General features: G+C 47.2%; 23 protein-coding genes, 1 tRNA gene and 1 pseudogene. 15 read left to right on the top strand and 10 right to left on the bottom strand.

From position 1 onward, the window contains the following. Positions 1–12: 12 nt before the first annotated feature. From GGR41_RS04235 to GGR41_RS04225, 3 genes are all read right to left on the bottom strand, one after another. Positions 13–777 (bottom strand): IclR family transcriptional regulator, encoded by a 765-nt coding sequence (locus GGR41_RS04235; protein ID WP_077734732.1) that lies wholly within the window; start codon positions 775–777, stop codon positions 13–15. 5 nt (positions 778–782) lie between these two features. Then, positions 783–1,646 (bottom strand): serine O-acetyltransferase, encoded by an 864-nt coding sequence (gene cysE / locus GGR41_RS04230; protein WP_167660817.1) that lies wholly within the window; start codon positions 1,644–1,646, stop codon positions 783–785. A 63-nt stretch (positions 1,647–1,709) separates the two neighbouring features. Beyond that, positions 1,710–2,501: an RNA methyltransferase gene (locus GGR41_RS04225; protein WP_167660816.1), complete on the bottom strand. Its 792-nt coding sequence runs from the start codon at positions 2,499–2,501 to the stop codon at positions 1,710–1,712. Positions 2,502–2,579: 78 nt separating this feature from the next. On the opposite strand from GGR41_RS04225, the gene GGR41_RS04220 reads away from it, so the two are divergent. The 3 genes from GGR41_RS04220 (at position 2,580) to GGR41_RS04210 (ending at position 5,885) form a co-directional block, all read left to right on the top strand. Further along, the gene (locus tag GGR41_RS04220) at positions 2,580–3,374 is read left to right on the top strand and encodes an inositol monophosphatase family protein (RefSeq protein WP_167660815.1); all 795 of its coding nucleotides are present in this window, start codon (positions 2,580–2,582) and stop codon (positions 3,372–3,374) included. A 64-nt stretch (positions 3,375–3,438) separates the two neighbouring features. Next, positions 3,439–5,028, top strand: a complete 1,590-nt coding sequence (locus GGR41_RS04215; protein ID WP_167660814.1) for a TerC family protein — start codon at positions 3,439–3,441, stop codon at positions 5,026–5,028. A gap of 2 nt (positions 5,029–5,030) precedes the next feature. Then, the gene (locus GGR41_RS04210; RefSeq protein WP_167660813.1) at positions 5,031–5,885 is read left to right on the top strand and encodes an undecaprenyl-diphosphate phosphatase; all 855 of its coding nucleotides are present in this window, start codon (positions 5,031–5,033) and stop codon (positions 5,883–5,885) included. Here GGR41_RS04210 and GGR41_RS04205 read toward each other — a convergent pair. The 4 genes from GGR41_RS04205 to GGR41_RS04190 form a co-directional block, all read right to left on the bottom strand. Continuing rightward, a complete protein-coding gene (locus GGR41_RS04205) occupies positions 5,882–6,937 on the bottom strand; it encodes an AbrB family transcriptional regulator (protein WP_167660812.1) in 1,056 nt (351 codons plus the stop codon). The genes GGR41_RS04210 and GGR41_RS04205 overlap by 4 nt on opposite strands. 12 nt (positions 6,938–6,949) lie before the next feature. Further along, complete coding sequence (locus GGR41_RS04200) at positions 6,950–8,461, bottom strand: tripartite tricarboxylate transporter permease (RefSeq protein ID WP_167660811.1); 1,512 nt, start codon at positions 8,459–8,461, stop codon at positions 6,950–6,952. After that, complete coding sequence (locus tag GGR41_RS04195; RefSeq protein ID WP_167660810.1) at positions 8,462–8,908, bottom strand: tripartite tricarboxylate transporter TctB family protein; 447 nt, start codon at positions 8,906–8,908, stop codon at positions 8,462–8,464. It lies immediately after the preceding gene. A 65-nt stretch (positions 8,909–8,973) separates the two neighbouring features. After that, positions 8,974–9,972 carry a Bug family tripartite tricarboxylate transporter substrate binding protein gene (locus GGR41_RS04190; RefSeq protein ID WP_167660809.1) on the bottom strand — a complete coding sequence of 333 codons (999 nt, stop codon included), beginning with the start codon at positions 9,970–9,972 and terminating at the stop codon, positions 8,974–8,976. Between the two features lie 177 nt (positions 9,973–10,149). Here GGR41_RS04190 and GGR41_RS04185 point away from each other — a divergent pair, with 177 nt between their 5' ends. Continuing rightward, positions 10,150–10,863: a GntR family transcriptional regulator gene (locus tag GGR41_RS04185; protein ID WP_209279747.1), complete on the top strand. Its 714-nt coding sequence runs from the start codon at positions 10,150–10,152 to the stop codon at positions 10,861–10,863. A 13-nt stretch (positions 10,864–10,876) separates the two neighbouring features. Then, the gene (gene prpB / locus GGR41_RS04180) at positions 10,877–11,803 is read left to right on the top strand and encodes a methylisocitrate lyase (RefSeq protein WP_167660808.1); all 927 of its coding nucleotides are present in this window, start codon (positions 10,877–10,879) and stop codon (positions 11,801–11,803) included. Here the strand turns inward: prpB and GGR41_RS04175 are convergent. The 3 genes from GGR41_RS04175 to GGR41_RS04165 all read right to left on the bottom strand — a co-directional run bounded on the left by GGR41_RS04175 (position 11,800) and on the right by GGR41_RS04165 (position 13,895). Then, a complete protein-coding gene (locus GGR41_RS04175) occupies positions 11,800–12,606 on the bottom strand; it encodes a UDP-2,3-diacylglucosamine diphosphatase (RefSeq protein ID WP_167660807.1) in 807 nt (268 codons plus the stop codon). The two genes, prpB and GGR41_RS04175, sit on opposite strands and share 4 nt — an antisense overlap. Beyond that, the gene (locus GGR41_RS04170; RefSeq protein ID WP_077735039.1) at positions 12,599–13,108 is read right to left on the bottom strand and encodes a peptidylprolyl isomerase; all 510 of its coding nucleotides are present in this window, start codon (positions 13,106–13,108) and stop codon (positions 12,599–12,601) included. The genes GGR41_RS04175 and GGR41_RS04170 overlap by 8 nt, the downstream gene beginning before the upstream one ends. A 151-nt stretch (positions 13,109–13,259) precedes the next feature. Then, positions 13,260–13,895 (bottom strand): tetratricopeptide repeat protein, encoded by a 636-nt coding sequence (locus GGR41_RS04165; protein WP_167660806.1) that lies wholly within the window; start codon positions 13,893–13,895, stop codon positions 13,260–13,262. Between the two features lie 125 nt (positions 13,896–14,020). On the opposite strand from GGR41_RS04165, the gene cysS reads away from it, so the two are divergent. The 10 genes and pseudogenes from cysS (at position 14,021) to GGR41_RS13080 (ending at position 25,571) form a co-directional block, all read left to right on the top strand. Further along, positions 14,021–15,469, top strand: coding sequence for a cysteine--tRNA ligase (cysS, locus tag GGR41_RS04160; RefSeq protein WP_167660805.1), 1,449 nt, complete (start codon positions 14,021–14,023; stop codon positions 15,467–15,469). A 4-nt stretch (positions 15,470–15,473) separates the two neighbouring features. After that, complete coding sequence (locus tag GGR41_RS04155) at positions 15,474–16,106, top strand: DNA-3-methyladenine glycosylase family protein (RefSeq protein WP_167660804.1); 633 nt, start codon at positions 15,474–15,476, stop codon at positions 16,104–16,106. A 17-nt stretch (positions 16,107–16,123) separates the two neighbouring features. Further along, positions 16,124–17,089, top strand: coding sequence for an acetyl-CoA carboxylase carboxyltransferase subunit alpha (locus tag GGR41_RS04150; protein WP_167660803.1), 966 nt, complete (start codon positions 16,124–16,126; stop codon positions 17,087–17,089). Beyond that, entirely contained in the window at positions 17,082–18,140 is a 1,059-nt protein-coding gene (gene tilS, locus GGR41_RS04145; RefSeq protein WP_229711066.1) for a tRNA lysidine(34) synthetase TilS, read from the top strand. Before GGR41_RS04150 ends, tilS begins: the two co-directional genes overlap by 8 nt. A 51-nt stretch (positions 18,141–18,191) precedes the next feature. Then, the gene (locus GGR41_RS04140; protein WP_167660802.1) at positions 18,192–19,448 is read left to right on the top strand and encodes an aspartate kinase; all 1,257 of its coding nucleotides are present in this window, start codon (positions 18,192–18,194) and stop codon (positions 19,446–19,448) included. 55 nt (positions 19,449–19,503) lie between these two features. Further along, a tRNA-Ser gene (locus tag GGR41_RS04135) sits at positions 19,504–19,596 on the top strand. Positions 19,597–19,988: 392 nt separating this feature from the next. Further along, on the top strand, positions 19,989–20,483 hold the full coding sequence (locus GGR41_RS04130; protein WP_167660801.1) for a YagK/YfjJ domain-containing protein: 495 nt from the start codon (positions 19,989–19,991) through the stop codon (positions 20,481–20,483). 177 nt (positions 20,484–20,660) lie between these two features. Next, entirely contained in the window at positions 20,661–22,565 is a 1,905-nt protein-coding gene (locus GGR41_RS13095) for a restriction endonuclease (RefSeq protein WP_229711067.1), read from the top strand. A 42-nt stretch (positions 22,566–22,607) separates the two neighbouring features. Continuing rightward, positions 22,608–24,212 (top strand): Eco57I restriction-modification methylase domain-containing protein, encoded by a 1,605-nt coding sequence (locus GGR41_RS13090; RefSeq protein ID WP_229711068.1) that lies wholly within the window; start codon positions 22,608–22,610, stop codon positions 24,210–24,212. After that, a pseudogene (locus tag GGR41_RS13080) lies at positions 24,184–25,571 on the top strand (type ISP restriction/modification enzyme). Before GGR41_RS13090 ends, GGR41_RS13080 begins: the two are co-directional and overlap by 29 nt. Positions 25,572–25,640 lie beyond the last annotated feature (69 nt).

Here is a 25,640-nt window from a genome sequence, read left to right as displayed (position 1 = left end):
GCAGGGAGGATGTCAAATTTTTTCTGCTATTTGCTCTAGTGTTTGATGAATCAACCGAGCAATTTCCTTTTGGCGGCGGGCGGGCATGCGTTCTGTAATGGCAGTAACACTTAGGGCAAACAACGGGTAACCTTGGCTACTGCACAATGCACAACCTACGCCTAAGGCACCGCGAACTGCATAATTGCCCACCACAGAATACCCACGTGTACGTGTGTTATCAATGAGCTGGCGCATTTCGCGTTGTGTCATACCACCGTAATGATCCAATGCGTTGCTATTACTTTCAATGATTTGGCTGATGGTGTCGTCGTCCAGCTGAGCCAGTAAAGCCATGCCAGCTGATCCTACGCCTAGTGGCTGTCGCTTATTAACGTAGGTGCCCAAGATCTGCACAGGATAAGGCCCGATTTCACGCCATAAAGTTAACGAGTTGTTATTTTCCCGAATTATCAAAAATACGGCATCGCCGACTTTAAAAGCCAACTCTCGCATAAAGGGTTTGGCAATTTCAACTAAATGATGTTCGGTTTCGGTAGGAGCAAGCACCTGTTTGGTGGCGGCGTAGCGCCGAGTTTTACCCACTGTCTGGACAAAATCACATTCAGTTAAGGCAGCCAAAAGACGATAAATAGTTGGGCGCTGCAAACCGGTTAATCGAGAAAGCTCGGTGACACTCAGACCGTTTTCATCGTGTGCTTGGAGTGTTTGCAATATATGCAACCCCCGTCTAAGGGTTCTGGGGCCGGCACTATTATCGGTGTTCGCGGTTGTCATTTGACTCACTCCATCATTTTATTTAGACGTTCTACATCCAGCGGTTGCTGGCCATTTTCAATCTTTTTACCTAAGTCTTCAAGGGCATGACACAACTGGCTGATCCGTTGCTCTTGTTGAGCAGAGTGATTGATGAGCTCGTGTAAGACTTGAACTAGAGGATCGTTATTGGTGCTGTCGACGGCATAGGCACTAAACGCATCTGAGGCAGAAAATGGGTCAGTACCGGACGCATTGCGCGTACTGCGCTCTAGGAGTTCTTTCAGAGGCTTGCCTGTCCATTCAGATTGACAGGGTGAAGGGGTTGAGGTTTTTTCGGGGGCGGTTTCGTCCGCTTTTTTTTGAGCACGATCCTCAGCGGTAATAATACGTGCCGGGTTACCTACGGCAGTGGCTTGAGCGGGTACGGGTTTAACCACGACTGCGTTAGAACCAATTTTGGCGTGTGCCCCTACAGTAAACCCACCTAAAATTTGTGCTCCAGCACCTACCACGACCCCATTTTCTAGAGTGGGGTGGCGTTTAGTCCCTTTATAAAGACTGGTGCCGCCTAATGTGACCCCTTGATAAATCGTGCAGTCATCACCGATCACCGCTGTCTCACCAATCACAATACCAAGCCCGTGATCAAAAAAAACGCGTTTACCAATTTGCGCCCCCGGGTGGATTTCAATACCCGTGAACAGACGAGTGAGATGGGATAAAAAACGAGCCAGCCACAAAAAGCCTTTATTCCACAGCCGATGAGATAAGCGATGAAATAAAATGGCATGTAGGCCAGGATAACAGGTTAAGATTTCCCACCGACTCCGTGCAGCCGGATCTCGTTCGTAAATACAGGCAATATCTTCGCGTAATTGTTTAAACATAATGCGTGATGTGAGGTTGCTTTAAGGGCAAAAAGAAAACACCTACTTAATAAAAAGCGTCGTCTAGGCTATTTTACGTGCAGTTTTAATCATTGCGGTGCATACCCCTCTAAGCATAGCGACTTCCGCTTGAGTTAACTGGCTTCGTGTAAAAAGTTGCTGCATGCGTAATTGAAGCTTTTTTGGGTGCTGTGGGTCTAAAAAGTCTACTTCTATTAGGGCTTGCTCCCAATGCTCAAGAAAAGCATGAATATGGTCTTGGGTCGCAGGTAGGTCAGCGTCTACTTGTTTACCTGGGGTGCGTAGTTCTAGCTGTTGATCTTGAATTTCCAGTAGTGCGTACCGTAGCTCCCATGCTGCAAGCTGTAGTGCCTGCGCTACATTTAACGAACTGTATTCAGGGTTGGCTGGGATATAGCAAACATATTGGCACTGATTAATATCGCTATTTTCTAGGCCAGTACGCTCAGTACCTAATACAATGGCAATCTGTGCCGATGTGTGTGTTTGTACGTGTTCTGCGCTTAAATGGGCGCTCTCACGTATGGTTTTTGCTGGTGGTCCAATATAGCGTGGGCGTGAGGTTAGAGCGAAAGCCAGACTAACCGGAGCCAATGCTTGCTCTAAACTGTCGAAAATACGTGTATTTTCTAACACATCGGTGGCCCCGCTTGCCATGGCAATGGCTTGCTCATGCGTTATGATGGTGGGCAATTTAGGATTAACTAGACAAAGTTGGTTAAATCCCATCGTTTTGATGGCTCTGGCGGCAGCACCAACGTTGCCGGGGTGGCTAGGTTCAACCATAATAAAACGAATTTGGTTGAATAAAGGCTCATTGTGGGTCGGAGTCATTTAAAATACTAAAACTGTTGTTAGCCTTGCAATAAAGTTGTTTATTTTAGGGCTTATTTTTAAGAATTACGGAAATCTATGCACCCGATGCTATTTACCGCTATTAAAGCGGCTCGCCGAGCAGGCGACATTATTACCCGTGCTAGTCGTGATCTGGAACGTGTTCAGATTGCACGCAAAGGGCCAAATGACTATGTTACCGAAGTGGATCAGGCAGTAGAAGAAGCCATTATAGAAGTTTTATCCGAAGCCTACCCAGATCATGCATTTTTAGGTGAAGAGCTTGGCGAACGTTTGCCCGAGGCAGATAAGGTCGGTAAAGGCGGAGTAGAGTATCAATGGGTGATCGACCCATTAGATGGCACCACTAACTTTATCCATGGGTTTCCTCATTACGCTGTTTCTATCGCAGCTTTGCATCGTGGGCAGGCCATGCATGCTGTGATCTTTGACCCCAGCAATAACGAGATTTTTGCTGCGAGCCGAGGCAGTGGCGCTTTTCTTGATGATCGTCGCATTCGTGTATCTGACCAACGTCGTTACCACGATGCGCTGATCGGTGCCCATGTGCCAGGTTCAGGGGGTGCCTTGACCTCCACCTCACCGTTTACTGCATTATTAACGGAATGTGCCGCAGTGCGTCGTACGGGTTCAACTGTACTTGATTTGGCTTATGTAGCTTGCGGCCGATTAGATGGGTTTTGTGCTGTAAACTTAAAACCCTGGGATATGGCAGCCGGAGCCCTGATTGCTCAAGAAGCCGGTGCATTGGTTGGCGACCTCGAGGGCGAGCAAAGTTGGTATAAAACAGGCCAGATTATGGCAGCTACCCCCAAAATATTCCCGCAAATGATCATGCATTTACAAGACTAATAATGCATTTAAGCCACTGCTTGGGCAGTGGTTTTTTTTCTAATTGCCACATGGAGCCCCTTAAATGGAGTGGATGTCAGACCCGACGGCTTGGGCCGGGTTATTAACGTTAGTTATTCTTGAGATTGTTCTAGGCATAGACAACCTCATTTTTATTGCCATTTTGGTGGACAAGCTACCACCACAGAAGCGTGATAAAGCCCGTATCGTTGGTTTGAGCTTGGCGTTATTAATGCGTCTGGGTCTGTTAACAATCATGTCGTGGTTAATTACTTTAACAGCGCCGTGGTTTAACTTGTTTGGCCATGATTTTTCCGGTCGTGACGTTATTTTAATCGTTGGCGGTCTATTTTTACTCTTTAAGGGCACGTTAGAGCTCCACGAGCGCTTAGATCCCCGGACGCAGCATGCGTCAGGCTCTCGCATGTATGCCAGCTTTTGGATAATTATTACTCAGATAGTAATCTTAGATGCGGTGTTCTCTATCGACGCCGTCATTACTGCCGTAGGCATGGTCGAGCACCTATCAGTGATGATGATTGCCGTGATCATTGCCATCGGCATTATGATTGTGGCGTCTAAACCATTAACTCAATTCGTCAATCAGCACCCAACAGTGGTGATTTTATGTCTGGGCTTTTTGCTCATGATTGGGTTCTCTCTCCTAGCCGAGGGGTATGGCTTCCATGTACCTAAAGGGTATTTGTATGCTGCTATTAGTTTTTCGGTACTGATCGAGGTCTTCAACCAAATTGCTCGTCGTAATCAGCGCAAGGCTGAAGACAGACGCCCTATGCGTGAACGTACAGCGGAAACCGTGTTACGTATGCTTGGCAAACGCCCGATGACAGCCAACGACAATGGTACCGAGATCGACGAATCCATGCCCCAAGACCCCTCGTTGGTATTTGGTGATGAAGAGCGCAATATGGTGAGCGGAGTCTTAACTTTGTCCGAGCGTAATGTGCGCTCAATTATGACGCCCCGTAACAGTGTGGCGTGGATTGATTTAACGGATACGCCCGAGGCAATTCTTGCCGAGCTCGAGTCAGAACCTCATAGCTACTTGCCGGTATGTCGTGGCAGTTTAGACGAGGTGATCGGTTTGGGGCAGGCCAAAGAAATGATGGCTGGTCTGATCACCACAGGTCAGGTGGATGTTAAAAAACTCCGTGAGTCGTTGATTGTGCACGAGTCCATTGGTATTTTGCAGCTCATGGATTTATTCAAAGAAACACGTGGGCAATTAGCATTAGTCACCGATGAATTTGGAGCCATCGAAGGGGTAGTGACACCCATTGATATTTTTGAGGCCATTGCGGGTGAGTTTCCCGATGAAGACGAACTACCAGATATTGTGGCCGCTAGTGAAAACCAATGGTTAGTTGACGGGGCCGCCGATCTTCATCACCTAGAGCAAGTATTAGGCGTAGATGGGCTCGTCGATGAGGACGAGGAGTACTCGACCTTAGCAGGGTACTTATTAGAACGGTTTGGTACCTTGCCTCAGCCAGCAGACCACTGCAGTTTAAAGTGGGGGCACGATGTGTTTACTTTTACAGTAAAAGAATTAGACGGGCGTCGTATTGCACAAGTCGCTATACGTAAAGAAACCGAAGACCCTCATCCCGAACTCAGTACAGAGCATGCCTAATCATGGACTATTATTGGTACTTACTAAAAGCCTTATTTCTTGGCGTAATAGAGGGGTTTACTGAGTTTATTCCCGTCTCTAGCACGGCACATTTGCTGTTATTAGTCGAATGGATTTCATTTCCCTCCGATGCCAACAAGGTCTTTGAGGTCGTTATTCAGTTTGGCTCAATTATGGCTGTCATTTGGCTCTTTAGAGCACGCATTATGCAGTTAATAAAGGGGGTGTTAAACGGCGACCCCACCGAGCGTGTGTTTATGCGTAATCTGGTGATTGCCTTTCTACCTGCAGCGATCATAGGGGCTTTAACGATTAAATACATCAAGATGCTCTTTCATAGCCCGATGGTCTTTGTGTTTACGCTGATCGGGGGCGGTCTGATTATGTTATGGGTAGAGCGTAAGCCTGCATACGCTAAGCAGCTCGATCACAGTGCGGTAACGGCCACTACGGCACGAGCCACCTCACATCAAATTGAGCAAATCACATGGCGCCAGGCCTTAGTGGTGGGGTTTGCACAGTGTTTAGCCATGGTGCCCGGCACATCACGTTCCGGTGCCACAATTATCGGAGGCATGCTTTCGGGCATTGACCGCAAGGCAGCAACCGAGTTTTCATTCTTTTTGGCTATGCCAACCATGTTAGCCGCTACCGTTTACGATTTATATCGTAATGGGGCCGCGTTAAGCACAGAGCAAACATGGGCGATTGTGGTGGGGTTTATTGCGGCTTTTTTTAGTGCATTAGTTCTAGTTAAAGCTGTTTTGTATTTTGTCTCTAAACACACTTATCGCCCCTTTGCGTGGTATCGCATTGGGTTGGGGGTGGTCGTATTGATTTGGTTAAGTCTTGCCTAAGGCTTAGCAGGAAGGTAGCGGCTCAGTACCCAGCTGATGCCGCCTACTAAAGCCAATAAACGCAGCATATGGTGACTAGCCACCATCGCCGGATCAATATCTAATGCTAATGCCATCACACCGACCTCGGGCGCCCCACCTGGTAAAAAAACCAATAATAACGGCGCGAAATCCAAGCCAAACACATAGCTCAAAAGTAGCGCGGCGCTCATGGCTAACAGAGCAAGCAATACCCCTATGACGATAGAAAGCCACCCGTCATAAAAAATATCACGCCATCGATAACCCACGAAGCGAATTCCTATCGAGGTGCCTAAAATAGTCTGCGCTATAGAGGCAATCACTAAGGGCACTTGAGTAGTAATAAGACCCGAGGCGTGAGCTGTGGCAGATAAAATAATAGGAAACAGCAACACGCCGGTGGGGAAGCGACATAGGTGCGCTAGAACTAACCCAGCCACAGCACACAGGCTTAGAACCCCATAGCCCACTAAGGACTCGCTATCTATCGCAATGCTGAAACTAGGCAAGGTGCTTTTGGGAATCGCGTGTTGCCCAATAAATTTAAGAATAATAGGTACTAAAATTAATAACGCCACTAAGCGTGCGGAATGACTGAGAGCAATACGTCGCGTATCGGCGTTATACATTTCAGAAATAGCGCTAACAATAGCTAAGCCACCCGGCACCGCTGAGAACATAGCGGTTAAACGGCTCATATTCGACCAACGGGATAAGATCTGATAGCTGACCAGCAAATAACACACCGTCATCAGCAACATAAAGCCAATGCTTATGCTCCAGCTAGGTAAAGCATGCACGGTATCTACATCAAAGCTGCCCCCTAAGATTGTCCCGATAGTAGCCAAAGCGCCCGACCGCCATAAAGACGGAACCTTGAGTTGATAACCACACAATGACACGATCGCGCATGCGCTCATGCTACCTAACACCCAAGGCAAGGACATGCCAAGATAAATAAAAATGAAGGCGCCACTCGCTCCTATAGTAAGAGCGAGCAGACCTTTCCAATAAGGGGTAAATGGGGACATGAAAAATACCGTTTAGACGGGAGCTTGGGTTTTCTTTTCTTTTTGTTTGCGTAGGATCGGCATAACAATAGCAGATAAGATGAACAGAACGAGTAAAACAATCGCAATTGGCCGCTCTGCAAAATAGGTCAGCGGGTTTCCAGCTGAAATCTGCAAGGTACGTACCATTTCTCCCTCTGCCATTTTTCCTAAAAGCAAACCAATGACCGTCGCAGCCACGGGGTAGGCATGACGACGCATTAACCAACCTAAACCAGCAAACACCATTACCGTCATGGGGCCTGCTACCGTACCCGTAATACCAAACCCACCCCAGGCGCATAAAGCAAGCACCGAGGGCACTAAGTAGGTAAGAGGAATACGCACTACCAAACCTAAAATCGGTAGGATCATGAGCGCAACAAAGGCCAGCAAAATAACTTGACCAAAGTTACCGATAATAATGGAGTACACAAGGTCGCGTTGGTCTCGGATAAACGCCGGGCCCCCAACCAAGTTGTGGAAAGAAAAAGCCGCTAATAAAACCGCTGTAGCCGCACCGCCGGGGATACCCAAAGCCAAGAGTGCCGTCATTGAGCCGCCCTCAGAGCTGGAGTTTGAGGATTCGGCTGCAATTAGGCCTTCGGGTGCACCTTTACCAAACTCGTCTTGGTTTTTAGCATTACGACGGATTTCCCCATAGGCCACCAAGTTAGCCACCGATGATCCCACTCCGGGTACAGCGCCAATCAGTGCGCCGATAAAACTGCCTTTAAGTAAAATTTTTGGGTGTTTGAATACTTCGAAAAAGCCTGAAAGAATTTTCTTAAAGGAGATTTTGCGTGAGGCTTCCTCTTGGACTAGGAAGGCATTGCTGCGAATACGTAATAGTTCTGATGCCGCAAATAAGCCAATCATGGCCGGTACTACCGCTATCCCGTCTATTAAATAAGGGTTACCAATAGTGGTGCGCATAACCCCGGTAGACGACATACCCACTTGGCTTAAGAGCAGGCCAAGCACCCCAGCGAGTAAGCCTTTGGCGACGGTGCTGTCATTCAGCGTAGCAATTAAGGCCAAACCCCAAAGGACAATCATTACCATTTCTAGCGGCCCTAAGCGCAACACCATGCCCGCTAAGGGTTGAATCAATAGTAATAATAAAAGATAGCCAATAAATGTACCGACCACTGAAGCCCCTAGCCCTAGACCTAGCGCTTCATTGTGTTTGCCTTTTTGGGCCATCGGATACCCATCAAAGGCGGTCGCCACACTAGACGAAGAGCCTGGTATGTTCATGAGAATAGCGGTTACGCCACCCCCATATGCCCCACCGGTAAAAATGGCCGTTAAAAACAGCATGGCTTGTAAAAAATCCATCATCCAAGTGATGGGCAAAAATACTGCCATTGCCATGGAAATTTGCAAACCTGGCACTGCACCAAAAATCAGACCGATCATTAACCCTGGAATGACGTATAACCAAGGAGACAAATCGGAAAAAAGAAGATTGATGGCTTGAGAAAAAGCGAAAGTATCAATCATTTAGAACACCAACAGAGGCATAGGAAAAGGAAACAAAGCGCCAAAACCTTTAATTAACGCTAAGGTAAATACCGCTGAGAAGAGCGGGGGAACGATCCAGTTTTTCTCGCCGCCCAACATAATGCCAAACCAAACAAACAAAAACGTCGCCACATCAAAACCGATGGTGGTCAAGCTGAGGCAGAAAACGGCAAATAACCCTAACAATGCCAAGTCACCTACCAGAGCGCGGTGTTGTGATTTTTTTTGATTTTCATCGTCCGTGGTTTGATCGGAGCTTTTGATAAAAATAAAAGCCGCTAATGCCAAAATAAGAATGCCGCTAGGCACCATAATAATTAGGTTAAATAGCGTAGGAGATGCATTGATTGCGCTCCAGTTGAGATACAGCGCGGTGCCGCTAATTAAAACTAAAAAAATAAGATGACTGGTAGATAGACGTCGCATGACGTGTTATTTCCTAGTAATTAAACTGTGCAAGACGGTCATACCGTCTTGCTGTGTGAAGCGAATTAAATTTGATCTTGGAAGCGTTCTAGGATTTTGTAGTTTTGCTTAATGATCTCGGTGGTTTTGTCTGGACCTAGCCAATCTGAGCCGATCATTTGATCTTTAAGTTGTTTCTTGAAATCGGGATCGCTCAATACTTTCTCATAAGCCGCCGCGAATTTTTCAAAGCGCTCTGGGTACTTTTCTTTAAACTCGGCGTGAGCAGCCAGACCGCGCATGGAGCCTACCAAGGGCGTCACTGGTTCGGCACCACGGGCAATAAGCACTTCGTTCAAAGTAGGAGTGTCCCATTCCTCTAGACGCTCTTCGGAGGCTACGGCCAAGGGGCGAATGAACTCTTTAATGGAAATGCTGCCATCTGCAGCCAATACGGTCATATCAACTTGACCGCCCGCTGCAGCAGTACGTGCTGCACCACCGGATTCATACGTCACAATATTCACTGCATCTGGCTTTAGACCGTACGCTTCAAGTAATAAGATGGTGTTAATGTGGCCAGTAGACCCTGGTACCACGCTTACGCGGTATTTACCGGGCTCTTTGGCGACAGCCGCCATGAACTCGTCCAAGGTTTGGAAAGGAAGTTTGGCATTTAATGCAAATAAATCGGAGTCAGTCCATTGGCCATTGATAAAAGCAAAATCATCTAACTCATACGACGCGTCTTTACCTAAAATGGCGCTACTGATGTAGGGGTGAATCGAGGTAAAAAGGAAAAAACTGCCGTCTTTAGGCATATTCATAAAATAAGTATGCCCTACGTGACCGCCACCACCTTGTTGGTTAATGGCGCGAATAGGTACCCCTAGCTCTTCTTGCATACGCTGTGCGACCAAACGGGCGGTACGGTCGGCCGAGCCACCCGGGCCAAGAGCAATCACAAAGGTGAGCTGTTTATTAGGCCAGTTGTCGGCAGCCTGAGCTGTGGTTGCTGTGACACCCATTAAGGAGGCGCCTAACAAAAGCCCCGCAGCCCAAGATTTAATTTTTGATAGTGACATATGTACTCCTAAGACTTGTTGTGCCAGATTGTTAACATTCTGGTATTTTAAGCTCCTATTTGATAGGTAGAAGCAGTATGTCGGCAATAAGGGTTTACCCATAGCTATGGTTATTTTGTCAACAATAATGATATATTTCAGCCATAAACTAGAATTTGTCCAAGAAAAGGGGTTAAATTGTTTACAAAGTACGATTCTCTAGAGCCAGAACACGGCAGCTCTTCGGCGCAGATTGTTAACAATCTCTATGAGCGCATTACTTCAGGACAAATGGAGTCAGGCACTAAGCTAGTGGAAACGGTATTGGCCGACTCATTTAAAGTGAGCCGAGGCCCAGTTCGCGAGGCATTACGTCATTTAGCTAGCTTGGGTTTAGTGAGTTTTGCTCCCAATCGCGGTGCCAGTGTACGAGTGATTAGTCTGACAGAGGCTAAGGCGTTGTACGAGTACCGAACCGCTTTAGAGGCAGAAGCGGCCTATTTAGCCGCCCAACGTATTCAAGCAGAGGGAGCGCAACAGTTACGCTTACTTTTAGCAGATCACACCTCTTTGGTAGCGGCCAGTCCAGATGGCGCGTATGTAGTAAAAAATCGCGATAGTGACTTTCATAGTTTGGTGGCCTTTTTGAGTGGCAGTGAATACATTATCCAAGCCCTTACTAAGACACTGTATCCCCAACTTGTACTGTTACGTCGTCAACATAAAAATGTACAAGGTCGCGGGCAGGTCGCTTTAAAAGAACATAAGCGTATTGCTGAAGCCATCCAGGAAAGCGACGCAGAGCTGGCTAGTTTATTAATGAGACGCCACTTGCAATGCAGTTGGTTGTCCCTAGAGGGGCAACTACTCAATCAAAAGAAACGTAATCAAGAGAATGGATTACTCGACTGACAGGAGAAATTTAATGGATCACAATGAACGTGTAGCCGTTTGGCTAGAGCAGCCTAGTCCTACGGGCTTAGGGGCGCAGCTTGCAAAAAAATGGGCAAATAACGAGTTTGTATCGATTGCGGGCGCATACGACCCGATTGGTGCCTTATTAGCACGTCAAGCGGGGTTTGATGCTTTGTATTTATCTGGTGGGGCATTAACGGCTTCGCTAGGCTTGCCCGATTTGGGCTTGATCACGATGGAAGAGTTAGTGGATCGCGCCCGAGCCATTGTACGTGCTGCGCGTGTGCCACTAGTAGTAGATGGTGACACGGGATTTGGCGAAGCACTTAATGTGATGCGTCTGGTACGAGAACTAGAAGACGTAGGCGTGGCTGCCGTTCAGTTAGAGGATCAAGTGCTTCCAAAAAAATGTGGTCATTTAAACGGCAAGCAACTGGTTACTGCCGAGGAAATGGCATTAAAAATTGCTGCAGCAGCACGAGCCCGCCGCGATTTACGTATTATTGCGCGTACTGACGCGGTAGCGACTGAAGGGCTTGAGGCGGCCATTGAGCGTGCCCGTTTATATGTCGAAGCGGGGGCTGATGCAATCTTCCCCGAAGCATTAACCGATGCTGCGCAGTTCCAAGCATTTGCGCAGGCAATCGATGTGCCTTTGTTGGCCAATATGACTGAATTTGGACGTACACCACAAACATCGGCCAAGCAATTCGAGCAAATGGGTTACGCCATGGCAATTTGGCCTGTCTCCAGCTTGCGCATTGCCGCCAAAGCTATGCAGTTGTTTTACGAGGAATTAAAACAAACAGGCACCGCGGCAGGCCAAGTCAAAAACATGCAAACGCGTGCTGACCTGTACGAGTTGATTAATTACTTTGGTTACGAGTCGTTAGACGGTACGATTCAGCGTACTGTGGTACCAGAGGTATTGGATTAATGGGGTGGCTTGAGCGTTAAGCGCAGCGTAGGGTGGTGCAGACGATGCATTTCAACTGTGCCACTTTGCTCGAGCACAATCCAGCCAGCGCGGGTGGGGGTACTGTGATCAAACTCCCAATCCGGTAAAACGATGCGAGTCAGGTCTGAGTCTTCGTTTCGATGCAAGCGGTGAAAAGAAGGCCTGTGTGTATGACCATGAATCAATAACCATTGGCCATGCTGTTCTAAAAGCTCAATGGCGCTTTGTTCATTAATGTCACTGATAGACCAGTCAAGTTGCTGCTGTTGTTGGTGACTGCGTTGGCGCAGTCCACCCGCAATGGCTAAGCGCCACCGCAAGGGTAATTTTAAAAACCAATGCTGTAGGTGTTTATTACGTACCCGTTGCCTAAAGCGCTGGTAGCGGAGGTCATCAGTACAGAGTTCGTCGCCGTGCGTGAGGATAAGGCGATGAATATCCGTTTTAAGGATAATTTGATCACTTAATAGCTGTGCCCCTACATAATGCGCAAACCGAGCATCCAGCAAAAAGTCTCGATTGCCACGCATAAAAAAAAGAGGGGTATCTTGACTGAACTGACGAAAGTGATGAATTGCCTGAGCCAACCAAGACGGTGGCTCGATGGCAAGGTCTGCGCCAACCCAGGCGTTAAAAATATCACCACACAGGATAAGCGCACTGGCTTCGCGTCGCGCTTTATGAAGAAACTCATAAAACGCTTGAGCCGTTTTGGGGCTGTTGGGCCCCAAGTGCATGTCTGCGGCTAACCAAACGTTGCCGTGCAGTTGCAGTTTACTCAAGTACGGTTGCGCTTTCGATGATGACATCTTCAACGGGTACGTCTTGGTGGAAGCCTTTGCTGCCTGTTTTAACGCCTTTGATGGTATCGACGACATCGGTGCCATCAACAACTTTACCAAATACCGCATAGCCCCAACCATTAGGGGTAGGGTTGGTATGGTTTAAAAAGTCGTTGTTTTGAACGTTAATGAAGAACTGAGCCGTGGCTGAATGAGGATCGTTGGTGCGTGCCATGGCAACAGTGTAGACCTCGTTTTTGAGACCATTGTTGGCTTCATTTTCAATTGGGTTTTGTGTTTCTTTTTGCTTCATGCCCACTTCAAAACCACCGCCCTGGACCATGAAATTATTAATGACACGGTGGAAAATGGTGCCATTATAAAATCCATTGTTGACATAATTTAGAAAGTTTTCAGTGGTTTTAGGCGCTTTTTCAGCATCTAGCTCTAGTGTGATGTCGCCTTTGTTCGTCTTAAGTAAAACCTTTGGGTTTGTGCTCATAGTAGTCCCTTTTGGTGTGGTTGTAGTTGTGGCTTGTGCTGTGGATAATACGGTCATTAGTACCAGCCCAAGCGTAAAAATAGCCATACGTTGTAAACGCAAGACATGATTTATAGTGAAGTATTGCAGCATTGTAAAGAAATTCCCGTCTTTAGTTAGTTGGCAAAAGATAATACGTGTCTTTGGAACGGTCTGTGTTTTGTGCTTTTTCAAATGAGCGATGCGCTAACATCAGTTGAAGCTCGCCTTGATTTTGCAAAGCCAGTGCATAGTTAGGGTCGGCTAGCAGCGCCATATCAAGCGCTTCTTTAGCGAGATCCAATTGGTCGAGTCGCATGTATTCAGTGGCTAAGTTATTCCATGGTTCGGGCAGCTCGGGATAAAACACGGTGAGCTGCTTGTAAGATTCGATAGCCTGAGGATGCTGGCCTAATTGCGAGTAAGCCCGGCCCTGTAAAAATAGCAGTTGTACATCAACACCAATTTCCGCTTGGTTTTCACGTTGTATTAAGCGTTTTTCAATGGCATCCAGCGCCTCTTGATTTTGCCCGTTATCTAAGAGCAGCGCGATGCGATCGGTAATCTCTTTTGGGGTTAAAGCTAACGACGTGTCGATATTAGGGGTCAGGGCATCTAAAGCGCGCACCAGTGGTTTCCAACCTCGGACCTCGGGGTTGGCCTCGGGGAAAATAGGTGACTCGGTTTGGGCTTGGGCGGGCGCTACAGCCCATACGATACAACCCAAGTAAGCAACCCACGAGTAAAAAACAGGAAGTCGTTTAGGCACGAGTGAATCCCTTGGAATCAATAATAGTCATAAGTAAAAGTATATAAGACGACACGTGGCTGTGTAGGCTTGCTATACTTGAATGCCACCTATTTTAGCCTTTTATTTATAGACCATAACCCTTTATGTTGCGTATTTATAGTTCTCTGTCACGTACCAAAGAAATTTTTAAGCCAGTCGAGCCGGGTAAAGTCCGTATGTATGTATGCGGAATGACCGTATACGACTTCTGCCATCTAGGTCATGCTCGTATGCTGGTTAGCTTTGACGTGATTCAGCGCTGGTTACGTACCATGGGCTATCAGGTCAGTTATGTGCGTAATATAACGGATATCGACGATAAAATTATTCGTCGTGCGGTCGAGCGCAATCAGCGCATGCACGAGGTAACGGAGTTTTATATTAATGCCATGCACGCTGATGAAAAAGCCCTCAATGTGCAGTCACCTGATTTCGAGCCACGTGCTACGCAGCATGTGGGCGATATGTTGGGCATTATCAAGCTACTCGAAGACAAGGGCCTAGCCTATCAGGGCTCTGATGGGGACGTAAATTATGCAGTGCGGCAGTTCCCCGGTTATGGCAAGCTCTCAGGCAAGTCCTTAGACGACTTACGTGCCGGCGAACGCGTTGCTGTGGCCGATGGTAAACGGGATCCATTAGATTTCGTACTGTGGAAAGCCGCTAAAGACAGCGAGCCAGCCGAGTCCAAGTGGCAGTCTGCCTATGGTATGGGGCGTCCAGGTTGGCACATCGAGTGTTCAGCCATGAGTCACGCTTTATTGGGTATGCCTTTAGATATCCATGGGGGCGGGCCCGATTTAAAATTCCCTCATCACGAAAATGAAATTGCTCAGTCTGAGGGCGCTTTTGGTGGCCAAATGGCCAATGTATGGATGCATTGCGGTCCGCTTATGGTGGACTCCGATAAAATGTCCAAATCGCTAGGCAATTTTTTCACTATACGCGAAACGCTTTCTGTGCAGGCTTCTGACGACCAGGCTCACTATACGAGCAACCCACGCGAGGCCGAGATGTTGCGCTTTTTTATTGTGCGCAATCACTATCGCAGCACACAAAACTATGCCCCCGACAACCTTTACGATGCGCAACAGGCCTTAGATCGCCTCTACCAGACGCTTGCCAATGTGCCGCCTGTTGCCGAAGCCGGTATTAACTGGAACTCCGAAGCTTCACAACAGTTTCGCGAGGCAATGAATGACGATTTCAATACAGCGGGGGCCGTCGCTGTGCTCTTTGATCTAGCCAATCAGATCAACAGAGAAAAATGTGCAGAACTCAGTGCTGAATTAAAAGCGCTAGGCGGCGTTTTAGGTTTATTGCAGCATGAGCCTCAGGTGTATTTGCGCTCTTCAACCCGTTATTTACGCGATGCATCAGCCGCGGCTTCCACGCTGACTGATACGGAAATTGATGCGTTAGTGCTCGAGCGTAATGAAGCCAAGGTAAATAAAAACTTTGCCCGAGCCGATGAAATCCGCGCTCACTTGCGCACAGAGGGCATTGAGCTCGAGGACAAAGCGGGTGGTTTGACGCAATGGCGTCGCGCTTAACGCCATGAGTGGGTTGGGTTTACCGAGCTACTGGCGGTCAGCACAAACACAGCTGATGAAAAGTGATCGGATTCTGCGTAAAATAATTCCTTTACATAGCGATCAAGGGTTAACCGAGGTAGAGGCACCATTTGTTACCTTAGTGCGTGCCATCATGGCCCAACAAGCCAGTCGTCAAACGGCCCTTCGGCAATGGCAGCGCTTTACGGATATCCATGGAAATCAGCCAAATCCTGAAAAAATCGCTATACTTTCGGCTGATTGTTTACGGCAAATTGGTTTGCCTAAGCGTAAAGCCGACTATATTATTGAGGTATCCACGCATTTTGTCAGTGGCCATATCGACATGGCCCATTTAGCTACTTTAGATAACGAGCAAGTTATTCAAACGCTATGCAAAATTCGTGGGGTAGGCCGCTGGACGGCCGAAATGTTTTTGATCTTTAATTTGCGTCGTGCCGACGTGTTGCCTCTAGATGATGCGGCTTTACTTAAAGCTATATCGAAACATTATTTTAGTGGTGAGCCGGTATCACGATTCGAGGCACGTGAGGTGGCACAAGCCTGGGCACCTTGGTGTACGGTAGCTACATGGCACCTATGGCGTAGTTTAAATGCCGTGGCTGTGCATTATTAACACAAACAAAGACTACAATGCGAAATACATTTTTAGAGTTCGAGCAGCCTATTGCCGAACTCGAACAAAAAATTGACGAACTGCGATTTGTACAAGCGGATTCCGCTGTAGATATCTCCGAAGAGGTCACTCGTTTACAGCAAAAAAGTCAGGCTTTGGCACGCAGTATCTATGCGAAGCTAACGCCATGGCAGACCGCTTTAGTGGCACGTCATCCCCAACGTCCTTATACCTTAGACTATGTGCGTGAAATCTTTACGGATTTTCACGAGCTACATGGCGATCGCATGTATGCGGACGATAAAGCCATTGTAGGTGGGTTTGCGCGTTTTAACGGCACACCATGTATGGTGATCGGTCATCAAAAAGGTCGCGATACCAAAGAACGAGCAAAGCGCAACTTTGGCATGCCTCGTCCCGAAGGCTACCGCAAGGCGCTGCGTTTAATGCGTTTGGCTGAAAAGTTCAAGTTACCCATTTTCACCTTTGTGGATACCCCCGGCGCATACCCTGGCATTGGTGCCGAGGAACGAGGCCAATCCGAAGCCATTGGCTACAACTTGTACGCTATGGCCGAGCTAAATGTACCTATCATCACTACGATTATTGGCGAGGGCGGCTCAGGTGGGGCTCTTGCCATTGCGGTGGGTGATGTCGTGTTAATGTTGCAATACGCCACCTATGCTGTGATTTCCCCCGAGGGGTGTGCTTCGATTCTTTGGCGCAGTGCGGACAAAGCCTCGACGGCAGCCGAAGCCCTGGCCATTACGGCCGATCGCCTTAAAGACTTCGAGCTCATTGATCGTATTGTGAACGAGCCAGTTGGGGGCGCTCATCGCGATCCCACCCTTATGGCACGTCAGCTAAGCCGTGCGTTGGCTGACTCGTTACGCCAAGTGTCTGGTTTTGATGCCGAGCAACTTCGTGAGCGTCGCTTAGAGCGTTTACTTTCTTACGGCCGCTATCAAGAAACCCGTGCCTAACAGCGACCCCTACCACCTCGTCTCTACCGAGCTTTTGCAGCAGTTGGCGCATCCGCCTGTTTTAAAGGCGATGCAGCAGCTCAGCCCAACAGGTCCGGCACAGCAGGTGGCTGTAGCATGTAGCGGAGGGGTGGATTCTGCCATGTTGGCGCTTCACGCCACCTTATGGGCACGTTTGCAGGGGCACACCCTGCATTTTTTTCATGTGCACCATGGGTTACAGCAGCGCGCTGAGGGTTGGGTGCAGCAGGTACATGCGCTTGCTCAGCGTTTAGGGGTCGCATGTCATACCCAACGTGTGCAGGTGGATCTTACGCAAGGTGACGGTATGGAGTCCGCGGCGCGTACCGCCCGCTACCACGCGTTCAATCAACTGGCCGCCTTCACAGGGGTAAGCCATATTTGGTTAGGTCATCATTTAGATGATCAGGCCGAAACCGTACTGCTGCGCTTACTACGTGGTGCCGGTCTAACCGGTATGGCAGCTATGAGCGCTCAAACTAACCGCGATGGCCTGGTGTATTTACGTCCCTTGTTATCGGTGCCGCGCTCTGCCTTGCTGGCTGTAGCAGAGCAATTTGCGGCCCAAACCGGCTGGCAACCTGTGTGGGACCCAACCAATTTACAAGATGACTACACACGGGGTGCATTGCGTGAGCGCTTGGTGCCGCACTTAAATGAACGTTGGCGTGGCTGGCAACAGGTACTTGCCCGGCACGCCCAACAAAGTCAAGAAACTGCCCAAGTCCTAGACGAGGTAGCAGCAGGGGATTTAGCACAGTTAGACCTCGCTGCCGACCTTAGTTTTTGTCTCGCCCGTTGGCGTGAGTTGACTCCGGCACGTCAAGCGTTGGTGCTGCGCTACTGGCTGGGCCAACAGGGTTTAAAAATGCCATCTCAAGCCCGTCTCAATGATATGCTCAAACAGTTACGTCAATTACATCAATTAGGTTTTGACCGACACATGCGAGTCAAACATGGACAGGTGTGGGTGTGTTGTCGTAAAGGGCGTGTGTTTATCGACAACCAAGCTGGGCAGCACGCTTCTTAGTTAATTAGTCTTTTTTTGTGGCGAGAGCCATTTTTTTAAGTTTGTAATATTATGTCCTTGATCGTTCAAAAGTATGGCGGCACATCGATGGGCTCAGTGGAGCGAATCAAAAATGTGGCGCGCCGAGTCGCCAAATGGCACAAAGCAGGACACCAAGTCGTGGTCGTTCCATCGGCTATGTCCGGTGAAACTAACCGCTTGTTGGGTTTAGCCAAAGACATTTCCGCCCATCCTAATTTACGCGAGCAAGACATGCTAGCGGCTACTGGCGAGCAAGCAAGCAGTGCTCTGCTAGCCATGGCACTGATCGAGCTCGGGGTGCCTGCGCGCAGTTATGCTGGTTGGCAAGTACCTGTGAAAACCGATTCCTCTTATAGCAAGGCGCGTATTAAGGATATTGACGGCGCGCGCGTACAAGCTGATTTGGATGCGGGCCGAGTTGTCATTGTGACGGGTTTTCAAGGGATTGACGAGAAAGGGCACATTACAACCTTAGGTCGAGGTGGTTCTGACACCTCAGCGGTAGCGATTGCCGCTGCCCTTAAAGCCGATGAGTGTTTGATTTTTACCGATGTGGATGGGGTGTATACCACCGATCCGCGTGTGGTTCCCGAAGCCCGTCGCATGCGTGTGATTTCCTTCGAGGAAATGCTAGAGCTGGCCTCCTTAGGTTCTAAAATCTTACAAATCCGCTCTGTGGAATTTGCCGGTAAATATCGCGTGCCGGTACGCGTTCTTTCATCTCTCACTGACCCTGAAATGCCCATCGAAGAGGAAGACTCCTCGGGCACGCTTATTACCTTCGAGGAAGATACAAAAATGGAAGCTGCTGTTGTTTCTGGTATTGCTTTTAGCCGCGATGAGGCCAAATTCACCTTACGTGCGGTGCCAGACACCCCAGGCGTTGCCTATTCAATTTTAGGTCCAATTGCTGAAGCCAATATCGATGTGGATATGATCTTGCAGAACTTATCCGTACAAGGCACCACCGATTTTTCCTTTACGGTAAACCGTGCAGATGCCGAGCGCACCCAAGAAATCCTAGAAAAAGACATTGGTCCAAAAATTGGTGCTGGTGAAATTGTGGGTGATTCCAAGGTATGTAAAGTGTCGATCGTTGGAATTGGTATGCGCAGTCATGCTGGGGTCGCAAGCAAAATGTTCCGCGCCTTATCCGAAGAAGGCATTAATATTCAAATGATCAGTACTAGCGAAATCAAAACCTCTGTCATTATTGATGACAAGTACATGGAGTTGGCAGTACGTACTTTGCATCGTGTTTTTGAGCTTGATCAAGAGACAAACTAAACCTTTTTTGGGGCTAGCTTTTTTATAATAAGCTATGCTATAGTTATGTCTTTACGGAGATGTGGCCGAGAGGTTGAAGGTACTCCCCTGCTAAGGGAGCATGCGGCTTATACCCGCATCGAGGGTTCGAATCCCTCCATCTCCGCCAAAAAGCACAATCAAGCCCTTGAATTTCAAGGGCTTTTTTGTTTTCTGCTTCTTTCGGTATGCCATTTGGTATGCCATTTGGTATGCCACTAGGTATTGGTTGAGTCTGTCTCAAAATATTCATTCCCTGTGAAAGCCTGTAAGAGGAGCTCCTCCAGCTCTTCATTATAGATGTTTCTTAAAGACTCAAAGGTATGTGCCTGATCCATTCGGCTAGATAGTGAGTCGACCTTCCCACCCAGCACTTTTAGGACCTCGTATGCAAGTTTAGTTGTGTTTAGGGTCTTAAATTTTTGATTTGTATTGATATTTGAAATAGATTAAATCGGTTTTTAGTGAGTGATTATCCTGTTTTTTTAGGTTTTTTTTCGCTTCATCAGGATTCTTGTGTCGATGTTTTCAGCAAAAATGGACCTCTACCTAAAGAAAGCCTGTGCAGACATCAATACTCACGAGTATATGAATGAAGCGTTTAGGCGGTTGCTTAATAACAAGCGCAGTAATCGGTTGTTTAATCATTATATCTCTCATGAAGTCAAACTAGAGTATGGAGCAGATAGGCTCTGGCATTTTCATGTGGTGTTTTTCTTTGATGGACAAAAAAGAAAGAATGACTACTTGTTAGCTCAATCCATAGGAGACCATTGGGTTAAAGTCATTAAACGAGGCTCAGGAGACTATTACAGTCCGAATATGAATGCGAATAAGTATGACCTCTTTGCTTTAGGAATAATTGACTACAGTGATGAGCTAGGTATAGCAAACCTTAAAGCGGCTTTAGACTACTTGGTTAAAGAAGGGCGCGGAGAGTCCGTAAGAAGAGATAAATCAGGTAAAACCTACGTTCGTATAGACAGAGTCAATACAGGCCTGGAAACAGCCTCTTAGGGTGTCCTAGGTTGTATTAAGACCATCAGCTATTAGTAAAGGGTGGGTGTGACCTTGAAAGGATAGGGCTTGCTTTAAGCCTTATCCATCAAGGGTTTGAGTTAACCTTGGTTGATTAGACATAAGCTATAATCCGTCACAATTTATGAACGCCGCTTACCTGAAGGACTAGAACTCATGTCACCATTGCATACTTTGCTTAACTCATTTCGTCAGACTGCAATGACTGAACGGGAAAAGGGAACGTATTTTGAGGAACTAATACTGACCTATCTACGCAATGAAGCAAGGTATAAAGATTTGTACAGCGATGTGTGGACGTACTCAGAGTGGGCAGCTTTACAGGGCATAGATCAACGCGATACAGGGATTGACCTTGTCGCTAAGCGATGGGATACAGGTGATTATCATGCGATCCAGTGTAAGTTCTATGCGGAAGACTATAAGGTTAAGCGTAGTGATATAGATAGTTTCTTTACGGCATCAGGGCAACGTCCTTTTACGCATCGTATTATCATCACCACGACTAATAATTGGACTGAGCATGCTGAGGATGCGCTGCGTGATCAGCAATTATCGATTAATAAAATAACTCTTAACGATTTAGAAAATAGCCAGATTGACTGGTCGCAATATCAAGTTGGTCAGGCTCCCGTTTTCAAGCCTAAAAAAGAATTACGACCTCATCAGAAAAACGCGTTAGAAGCGGTGAGAGAAGGCTTAAAGCAGGCAGACCGAGACAAGCTAATCATGGCTTGCGGAACTGGTAAAACGTTTACTAGCTTAAAAATAGCCGAGCAGCTAGCAGGAGCAGGAGGTCGTGTTTTATTTCTAGTTCCTAGTCTTTCGTTACTGTCTCAAACACTAACGGAGTGGACACAAGAAAGTGAAGTGCCTTTGCATAGCTTCGCCGTGTGCTCCGATAGTGATGTGGGTAAAAAGCGTAGTGGGAATGATGATGCCGTGCAGATGCTTACCCACGAGTTGAGTTATCTAGCGACAACCAATGCACAGCGTTTAGCGACAGAAATGCAGAAGCGTCATGATGAGGAACACATGAGTGTCGTGTTTAGTACGTATCACTCCATTGCGACCATTAGTGACGCCCAACATCAGTTTAATTTGGCAGACTTTGATTTAGTCATTTGTGATGAAGCATACCGTACTACGGGTGCGAGCTTCGCCGATGAAGATGAAAGTGCTTTTGTAAGAGTGCATGATGCAGACTTCTTACGCGCCAAAAAACGCTTGTATATGACGGCTACCCCTCGCATCTATAGTGCCGATGCAAAGTCTACCGCAGCAGAAAGCAATGCCGCGATTTACTCGATGGATAATGAAGAGCACTATGGCAAGGAACTATTTGTTATTAACTTCTCAGAAGCCGTTCAGCGTGGCTTACTGGTGGACTACAAGGTGATTGTCTTAGCGGTAGAGGAAGAGCACGTTAACCGCCGCCTACAGAAGCTATTGGCGGATGATAACAATCAGTTAAAGGTAGATGATGCAGCCAAAATTGTTGGGTGTTGGAAGGCGCTTGCTAAACAGGACTTGGATGAGCGCTTAGAGTACGATTCAGAACCAATGAAACGGGCAGTGGCCTTTTGTCAGGTGATTCGTCCTACAGCACGAGCCAGAAAACATCAGGTCGCCTCAGTCAATATCGCTGCGATGTTCCAAGAGGTAGTAGAAGTGTATCAAGAAGCAGAAGCCTTTGAGAGTTTAGACCCAGAGACTGCCGTACGACTTAACTGTGAAGCCGAGCACATTGATGGCAGCATGAACGCCAGTCAAAAAGAAGAAAAACTCAATTGGTTAAAAGCTGAAACGCCTGATAGTACCTGCCGCATTTTAAGTAACGTGCGTTGTTTATCCGAAGGGGTAGACGTGCCAGCGCTTGATGCCGTTCTGTTTTTGACGCCCCGTAACTCACAAGTGGACGTGGTGCAATCCGTAGGCCGTGTGATGCGTAATGCACCGGGTAAAAAACTGGGTTATGTGGTGCTACCCGTTGTGATTCCAGCAGGCGTAGAGCCGCATGAGGCGTTGAACGATAACCAGACCTATAAAGTAGTGTGGTAAGTCTTACAAGCTCTGCGCTCGCATGATGACCGCTTTGATGCGATGGTCAATAAGCTTGAGTTGATTGGGCAAGATCGCAGCAAGATGGAAGTGATCGCCATCACCGATAAGGTACAAAAACGCAGTAGAACCTCAAGCAAAGAAAAAAAGAAGCGAACAGGCAAAGGGCAGCATAGCTTAGGAGAGCCTGTAACTAAATATCCTACACAAGAGCAGACTAGCCTTCAGTTTGAGATTGGGGAAATTGAACGTGCGATTTATGCCAAGCTGGTAGAAAAGGTAGGAAACCGTCTGCATTGGGAAGAGTGGGTAGAAGACATCGCCAAGATCGCTAATACCCACATTGATCGGATTAAGGGGATTTTAGAAAATCCTGAGAACATAACAGAGCGAGCGGCCTTTGATGCGTTTGCCAGTGAGTTACATGATGACTTAAACCACTCGATCAGTGATGATGAAATTGTGGAGATGCTAGCTCAACACCTGATCACAAAGCCAGTCTTTGATGCGCTCTTCAAAGGGTATAACTTCACTGAGCATAACCCCATGTCGAAGGCGATGCAGGCCGTTGTGACGGCGTTAGAAGCGCACCATATAGACAAGGAGGCAGACACGCTCCAGTCGTTCTACCAGTCGGTACAGATGCGTGCAGAGGGCATTGAAAGTGCCGAAGGAAAGCAGCGCATTATTGTTGAGCTGTATGATAAGTTTTTCCGTAAAGCCTTTCCTCGTATGACGGATCGTTTGGGGATTGTGTACACGCCAGTAGAAGTGATGGACTTCATCATTCACAGTGTCGAAGACGTGATGCGTAAAGAGTTTAACTCCAGCTTAGCGGATGAAAACGTTCACATCATTGACCCCTTTACGGGCACAGGTACATTTATTACGCGTCTTCTACAAAGCGGTATTATTCCAGCCGATAAGCTGCCGTACAAATTCAAGAACGAAATCCACGCTAATGAGATTGTACTTTTGGCGTACTACATTGCCGCCATCAATATTGAAGCGACCTATCACGGTATTTTGTCTGGAAATATAACGGGCAAAGAAGATGAAGCGGACATCACAGATGTGGCCTATGTGCCGTTTGAGGGCATTTGCTTAACTGACACCTTCCAGATGTACGAGTCCGAAGATCTAGTGGATCAACTGCTAGAAGAAAACAGCGCCAGACGTAAGCGTCAGAAGCAGCTGGATATTCGGGTCATTATTGGTAATCCGCCGTACTCTATAGGACAAGGAAGTGCTAATGATAACAATGCTAACTTGTCTTACCCTGAGTTAGATAAGGGACTTGAGCAAACGTATGTTGCACAATCTAACGCCGCTTTATCTAAAGGGATGTATGACAGTTACATACGAGCTATTCGTTGGGCATCTGATCGCATTGGGGATCAAGGGGTGATTGGCTTTGTAACCAATGGTGGGTTCCTTGAAACTAACACGGCAGATGGAATGCGCAAGTGTTTAGCTGAAGAGTTTAGCAATCTGTATGTGTTTCACTTGAGGGGGAATCAGCGTACATCGGGTGAGTTATCACGCAAAGAAGGAGGTAAAATTTTTGACTCCGGCAGTCGTGCCCCCATTGCTATTTCTGTGTTAGTGAAAAATCCCGATGCAAAAGAGCATGGAAGAGATCTCTGAGTGGAAAGTTATCACTCCTGATGAGCATGGTGATTGGTTGAGCCAGAGGGATGATAGCTTTGGTGAGTATATCGTTTTAGGGGATAAGGGCCGAGAGCCACAGTTAAGGCTATTTGATAATTTTTCCTTAGGTGTCGCTACTAATCGTGATGCGTGGGTCTATAACTCCAGTCAAGTGAAAATGACGGACAATATACGTCGAATGATTGCTAACTACAACGAAGAGTTGAATAGATTTAATGTAGTTCATCAAAATTTAGATAGGAGCTCTAGGCGAGCGGCGATTGATAGTTTTGTAACCAATGATCCGACAAAAATTAGTTGGACACGCGGTTTGAAGCAAGATTTTGTAAAAATATTCAGTTACAATTTGATGCTCATCATTTACAGCAGTCACTTTACCGACCATTTACTAAACAATGGCTTTATTTTAATAGTCAGCTTAATGAAATGGTGCTTCAAATGCCTCGTATCTTTCCAAATTCTGAGGCTGAAAATTTGGTAATTATGGTTACAGCTCGTGGGGCAAAAGAGTTTAGTGCTACCATTAGTTCGATAATCCCTGATCTAAACTCAATGGAAGCAGGTGCGCAGTGTTTCCCCTTATACCTCTATGAGGAGCAGGCTTAAAGCGTAGTTAGTGACCAAGATGACCTATTTAGTGAGCAGGAAGTATCAGGTCAATTAAAACGCCGTGATGCCATCACTGACGAAGGCTTAGCGCACTTCCAAGAGGCGTACCCAAATCAGACGATTGGTAAAGAAGACCTGTTCTATTATGTCTACGGTATCTTACACAGCGAAGATTATCGGGGTCGTTTTGGTAATAACTTGAGCAAAGAGCTACCGCGTATCCCCCGTGTTAAAACATTTGAGGACTTTAAAGCCTTTGAGCAGGCAGGTCGTAAGCTCGCTGACTTGCACTTGAACTATGAAACCGTAGATAAATACCCTATGGTCTTTACAGGTAAGCTCCAGCATAGCGGAACAGATTTCATTGGTGCAACAGACGAAGATTTTTATGTCACTAAAATGAAGCATCCAAAGAAAAAAGATGAGGAAACGGGTAAGAGTGTAAATGACCTGAGTAAGATCATTTACAACAATAAGATCACCTTGTCTGAAATACCTTTAGAGGCGTATGACTATGTGGTCAATGGTAGGTCTGCTATTGCTTGGGTGATGGAGCGTCAAGCGGTGACGACTCATAAGGCATCGGGTATTGTGAACGATGCTAATGACTGGGCCATTGAGACGATGGGTAATCCACGCTATCCGTTGGAGCTATTGCAGCGTGTGATTACGGTTAGTTTGGAGACAATGAGTATCGTGAGAGGATTGCCTGAATTGGATATTTAGAGTTGCTTGAGTTGTTAATTTTACTCATGAGTTTTTTATTGAAAGCTATTGCTGAGTAAAGGAATAGAT

This window comes from Paenalcaligenes hominis, from assembly GCF_011927625.1.
Lineage (GTDB): Bacteria > Pseudomonadota > Gammaproteobacteria > Burkholderiales > Burkholderiaceae_B > Paenalcaligenes > Paenalcaligenes hominis.
The sequence above is the reverse complement of the archived record's forward strand: the minus strand, read 5'-3'. Positions and strand labels throughout refer to the sequence as shown.

Excerpts from the sequence above, each read along its gene's own strand:
- GGR41_RS13090 (WP_229711068.1), top strand. The coding sequence starts at position 22,608 with ATGGTCAATAAGCTTGAGTTGATTGGGCAAGATCGCAGCAAGATGGAA.
- cysS (WP_167660805.1), top strand. The coding sequence starts at position 14,021 with ATGTTGCGTATTTATAGTTCTCTGTCACGTACCAAAGAAATTTTTAAG.
- GGR41_RS04235 (WP_077734732.1), bottom strand. The coding sequence starts at position 777 with ATGACAACCGCGAACACCGATAATAGTGCCGGCCCCAGAACCCTTAGA.
- GGR41_RS13095 (WP_229711067.1), top strand. The coding sequence starts at position 20,661 with ATGTCACCATTGCATACTTTGCTTAACTCATTTCGTCAGACTGCAATG.
- GGR41_RS04155 (WP_167660804.1), top strand. The coding sequence starts at position 15,474 with ATGAGTGGGTTGGGTTTACCGAGCTACTGGCGGTCAGCACAAACACAG.
- GGR41_RS04215 (WP_167660814.1), top strand. The coding sequence starts at position 3,439 with ATGGAGTGGATGTCAGACCCGACGGCTTGGGCCGGGTTATTAACGTTA.
- GGR41_RS04190 (WP_167660809.1), bottom strand. The coding sequence starts at position 9,972 with ATGTCACTATCAAAAATTAAATCTTGGGCTGCGGGGCTTTTGTTAGGC.
- GGR41_RS04170 (WP_077735039.1), bottom strand. The coding sequence starts at position 13,108 with ATGAGCACAAACCCAAAGGTTTTACTTAAGACGAACAAAGGCGACATC.
- GGR41_RS04200 (WP_167660811.1), bottom strand. The coding sequence starts at position 8,461 with ATGATTGATACTTTCGCTTTTTCTCAAGCCATCAATCTTCTTTTTTCC.
- GGR41_RS04205 (WP_167660812.1), bottom strand. The coding sequence starts at position 6,937 with ATGTCCCCATTTACCCCTTATTGGAAAGGTCTGCTCGCTCTTACTATA.
- GGR41_RS04220 (WP_167660815.1), top strand. The coding sequence starts at position 2,580 with ATGCACCCGATGCTATTTACCGCTATTAAAGCGGCTCGCCGAGCAGGC.
- GGR41_RS04225 (WP_167660816.1), bottom strand. The coding sequence starts at position 2,501 with ATGACTCCGACCCACAATGAGCCTTTATTCAACCAAATTCGTTTTATT.
- GGR41_RS04130 (WP_167660801.1), top strand. The coding sequence starts at position 19,989 with ATGTTTTCAGCAAAAATGGACCTCTACCTAAAGAAAGCCTGTGCAGAC.
- GGR41_RS04210 (WP_167660813.1), top strand. The coding sequence starts at position 5,031 with ATGGACTATTATTGGTACTTACTAAAAGCCTTATTTCTTGGCGTAATA.
- GGR41_RS04150 (WP_167660803.1), top strand. The coding sequence starts at position 16,124 with ATGCGAAATACATTTTTAGAGTTCGAGCAGCCTATTGCCGAACTCGAA.
- prpB (WP_167660808.1), top strand. The coding sequence starts at position 10,877 with ATGGATCACAATGAACGTGTAGCCGTTTGGCTAGAGCAGCCTAGTCCT.
- GGR41_RS04140 (WP_167660802.1), top strand. The coding sequence starts at position 18,192 with ATGTCCTTGATCGTTCAAAAGTATGGCGGCACATCGATGGGCTCAGTG.
- GGR41_RS04195 (WP_167660810.1), bottom strand. The coding sequence starts at position 8,908 with ATGCGACGTCTATCTACCAGTCATCTTATTTTTTTAGTTTTAATTAGC.
- cysE (WP_167660817.1), bottom strand. The coding sequence starts at position 1,646 with ATGTTTAAACAATTACGCGAAGATATTGCCTGTATTTACGAACGAGAT.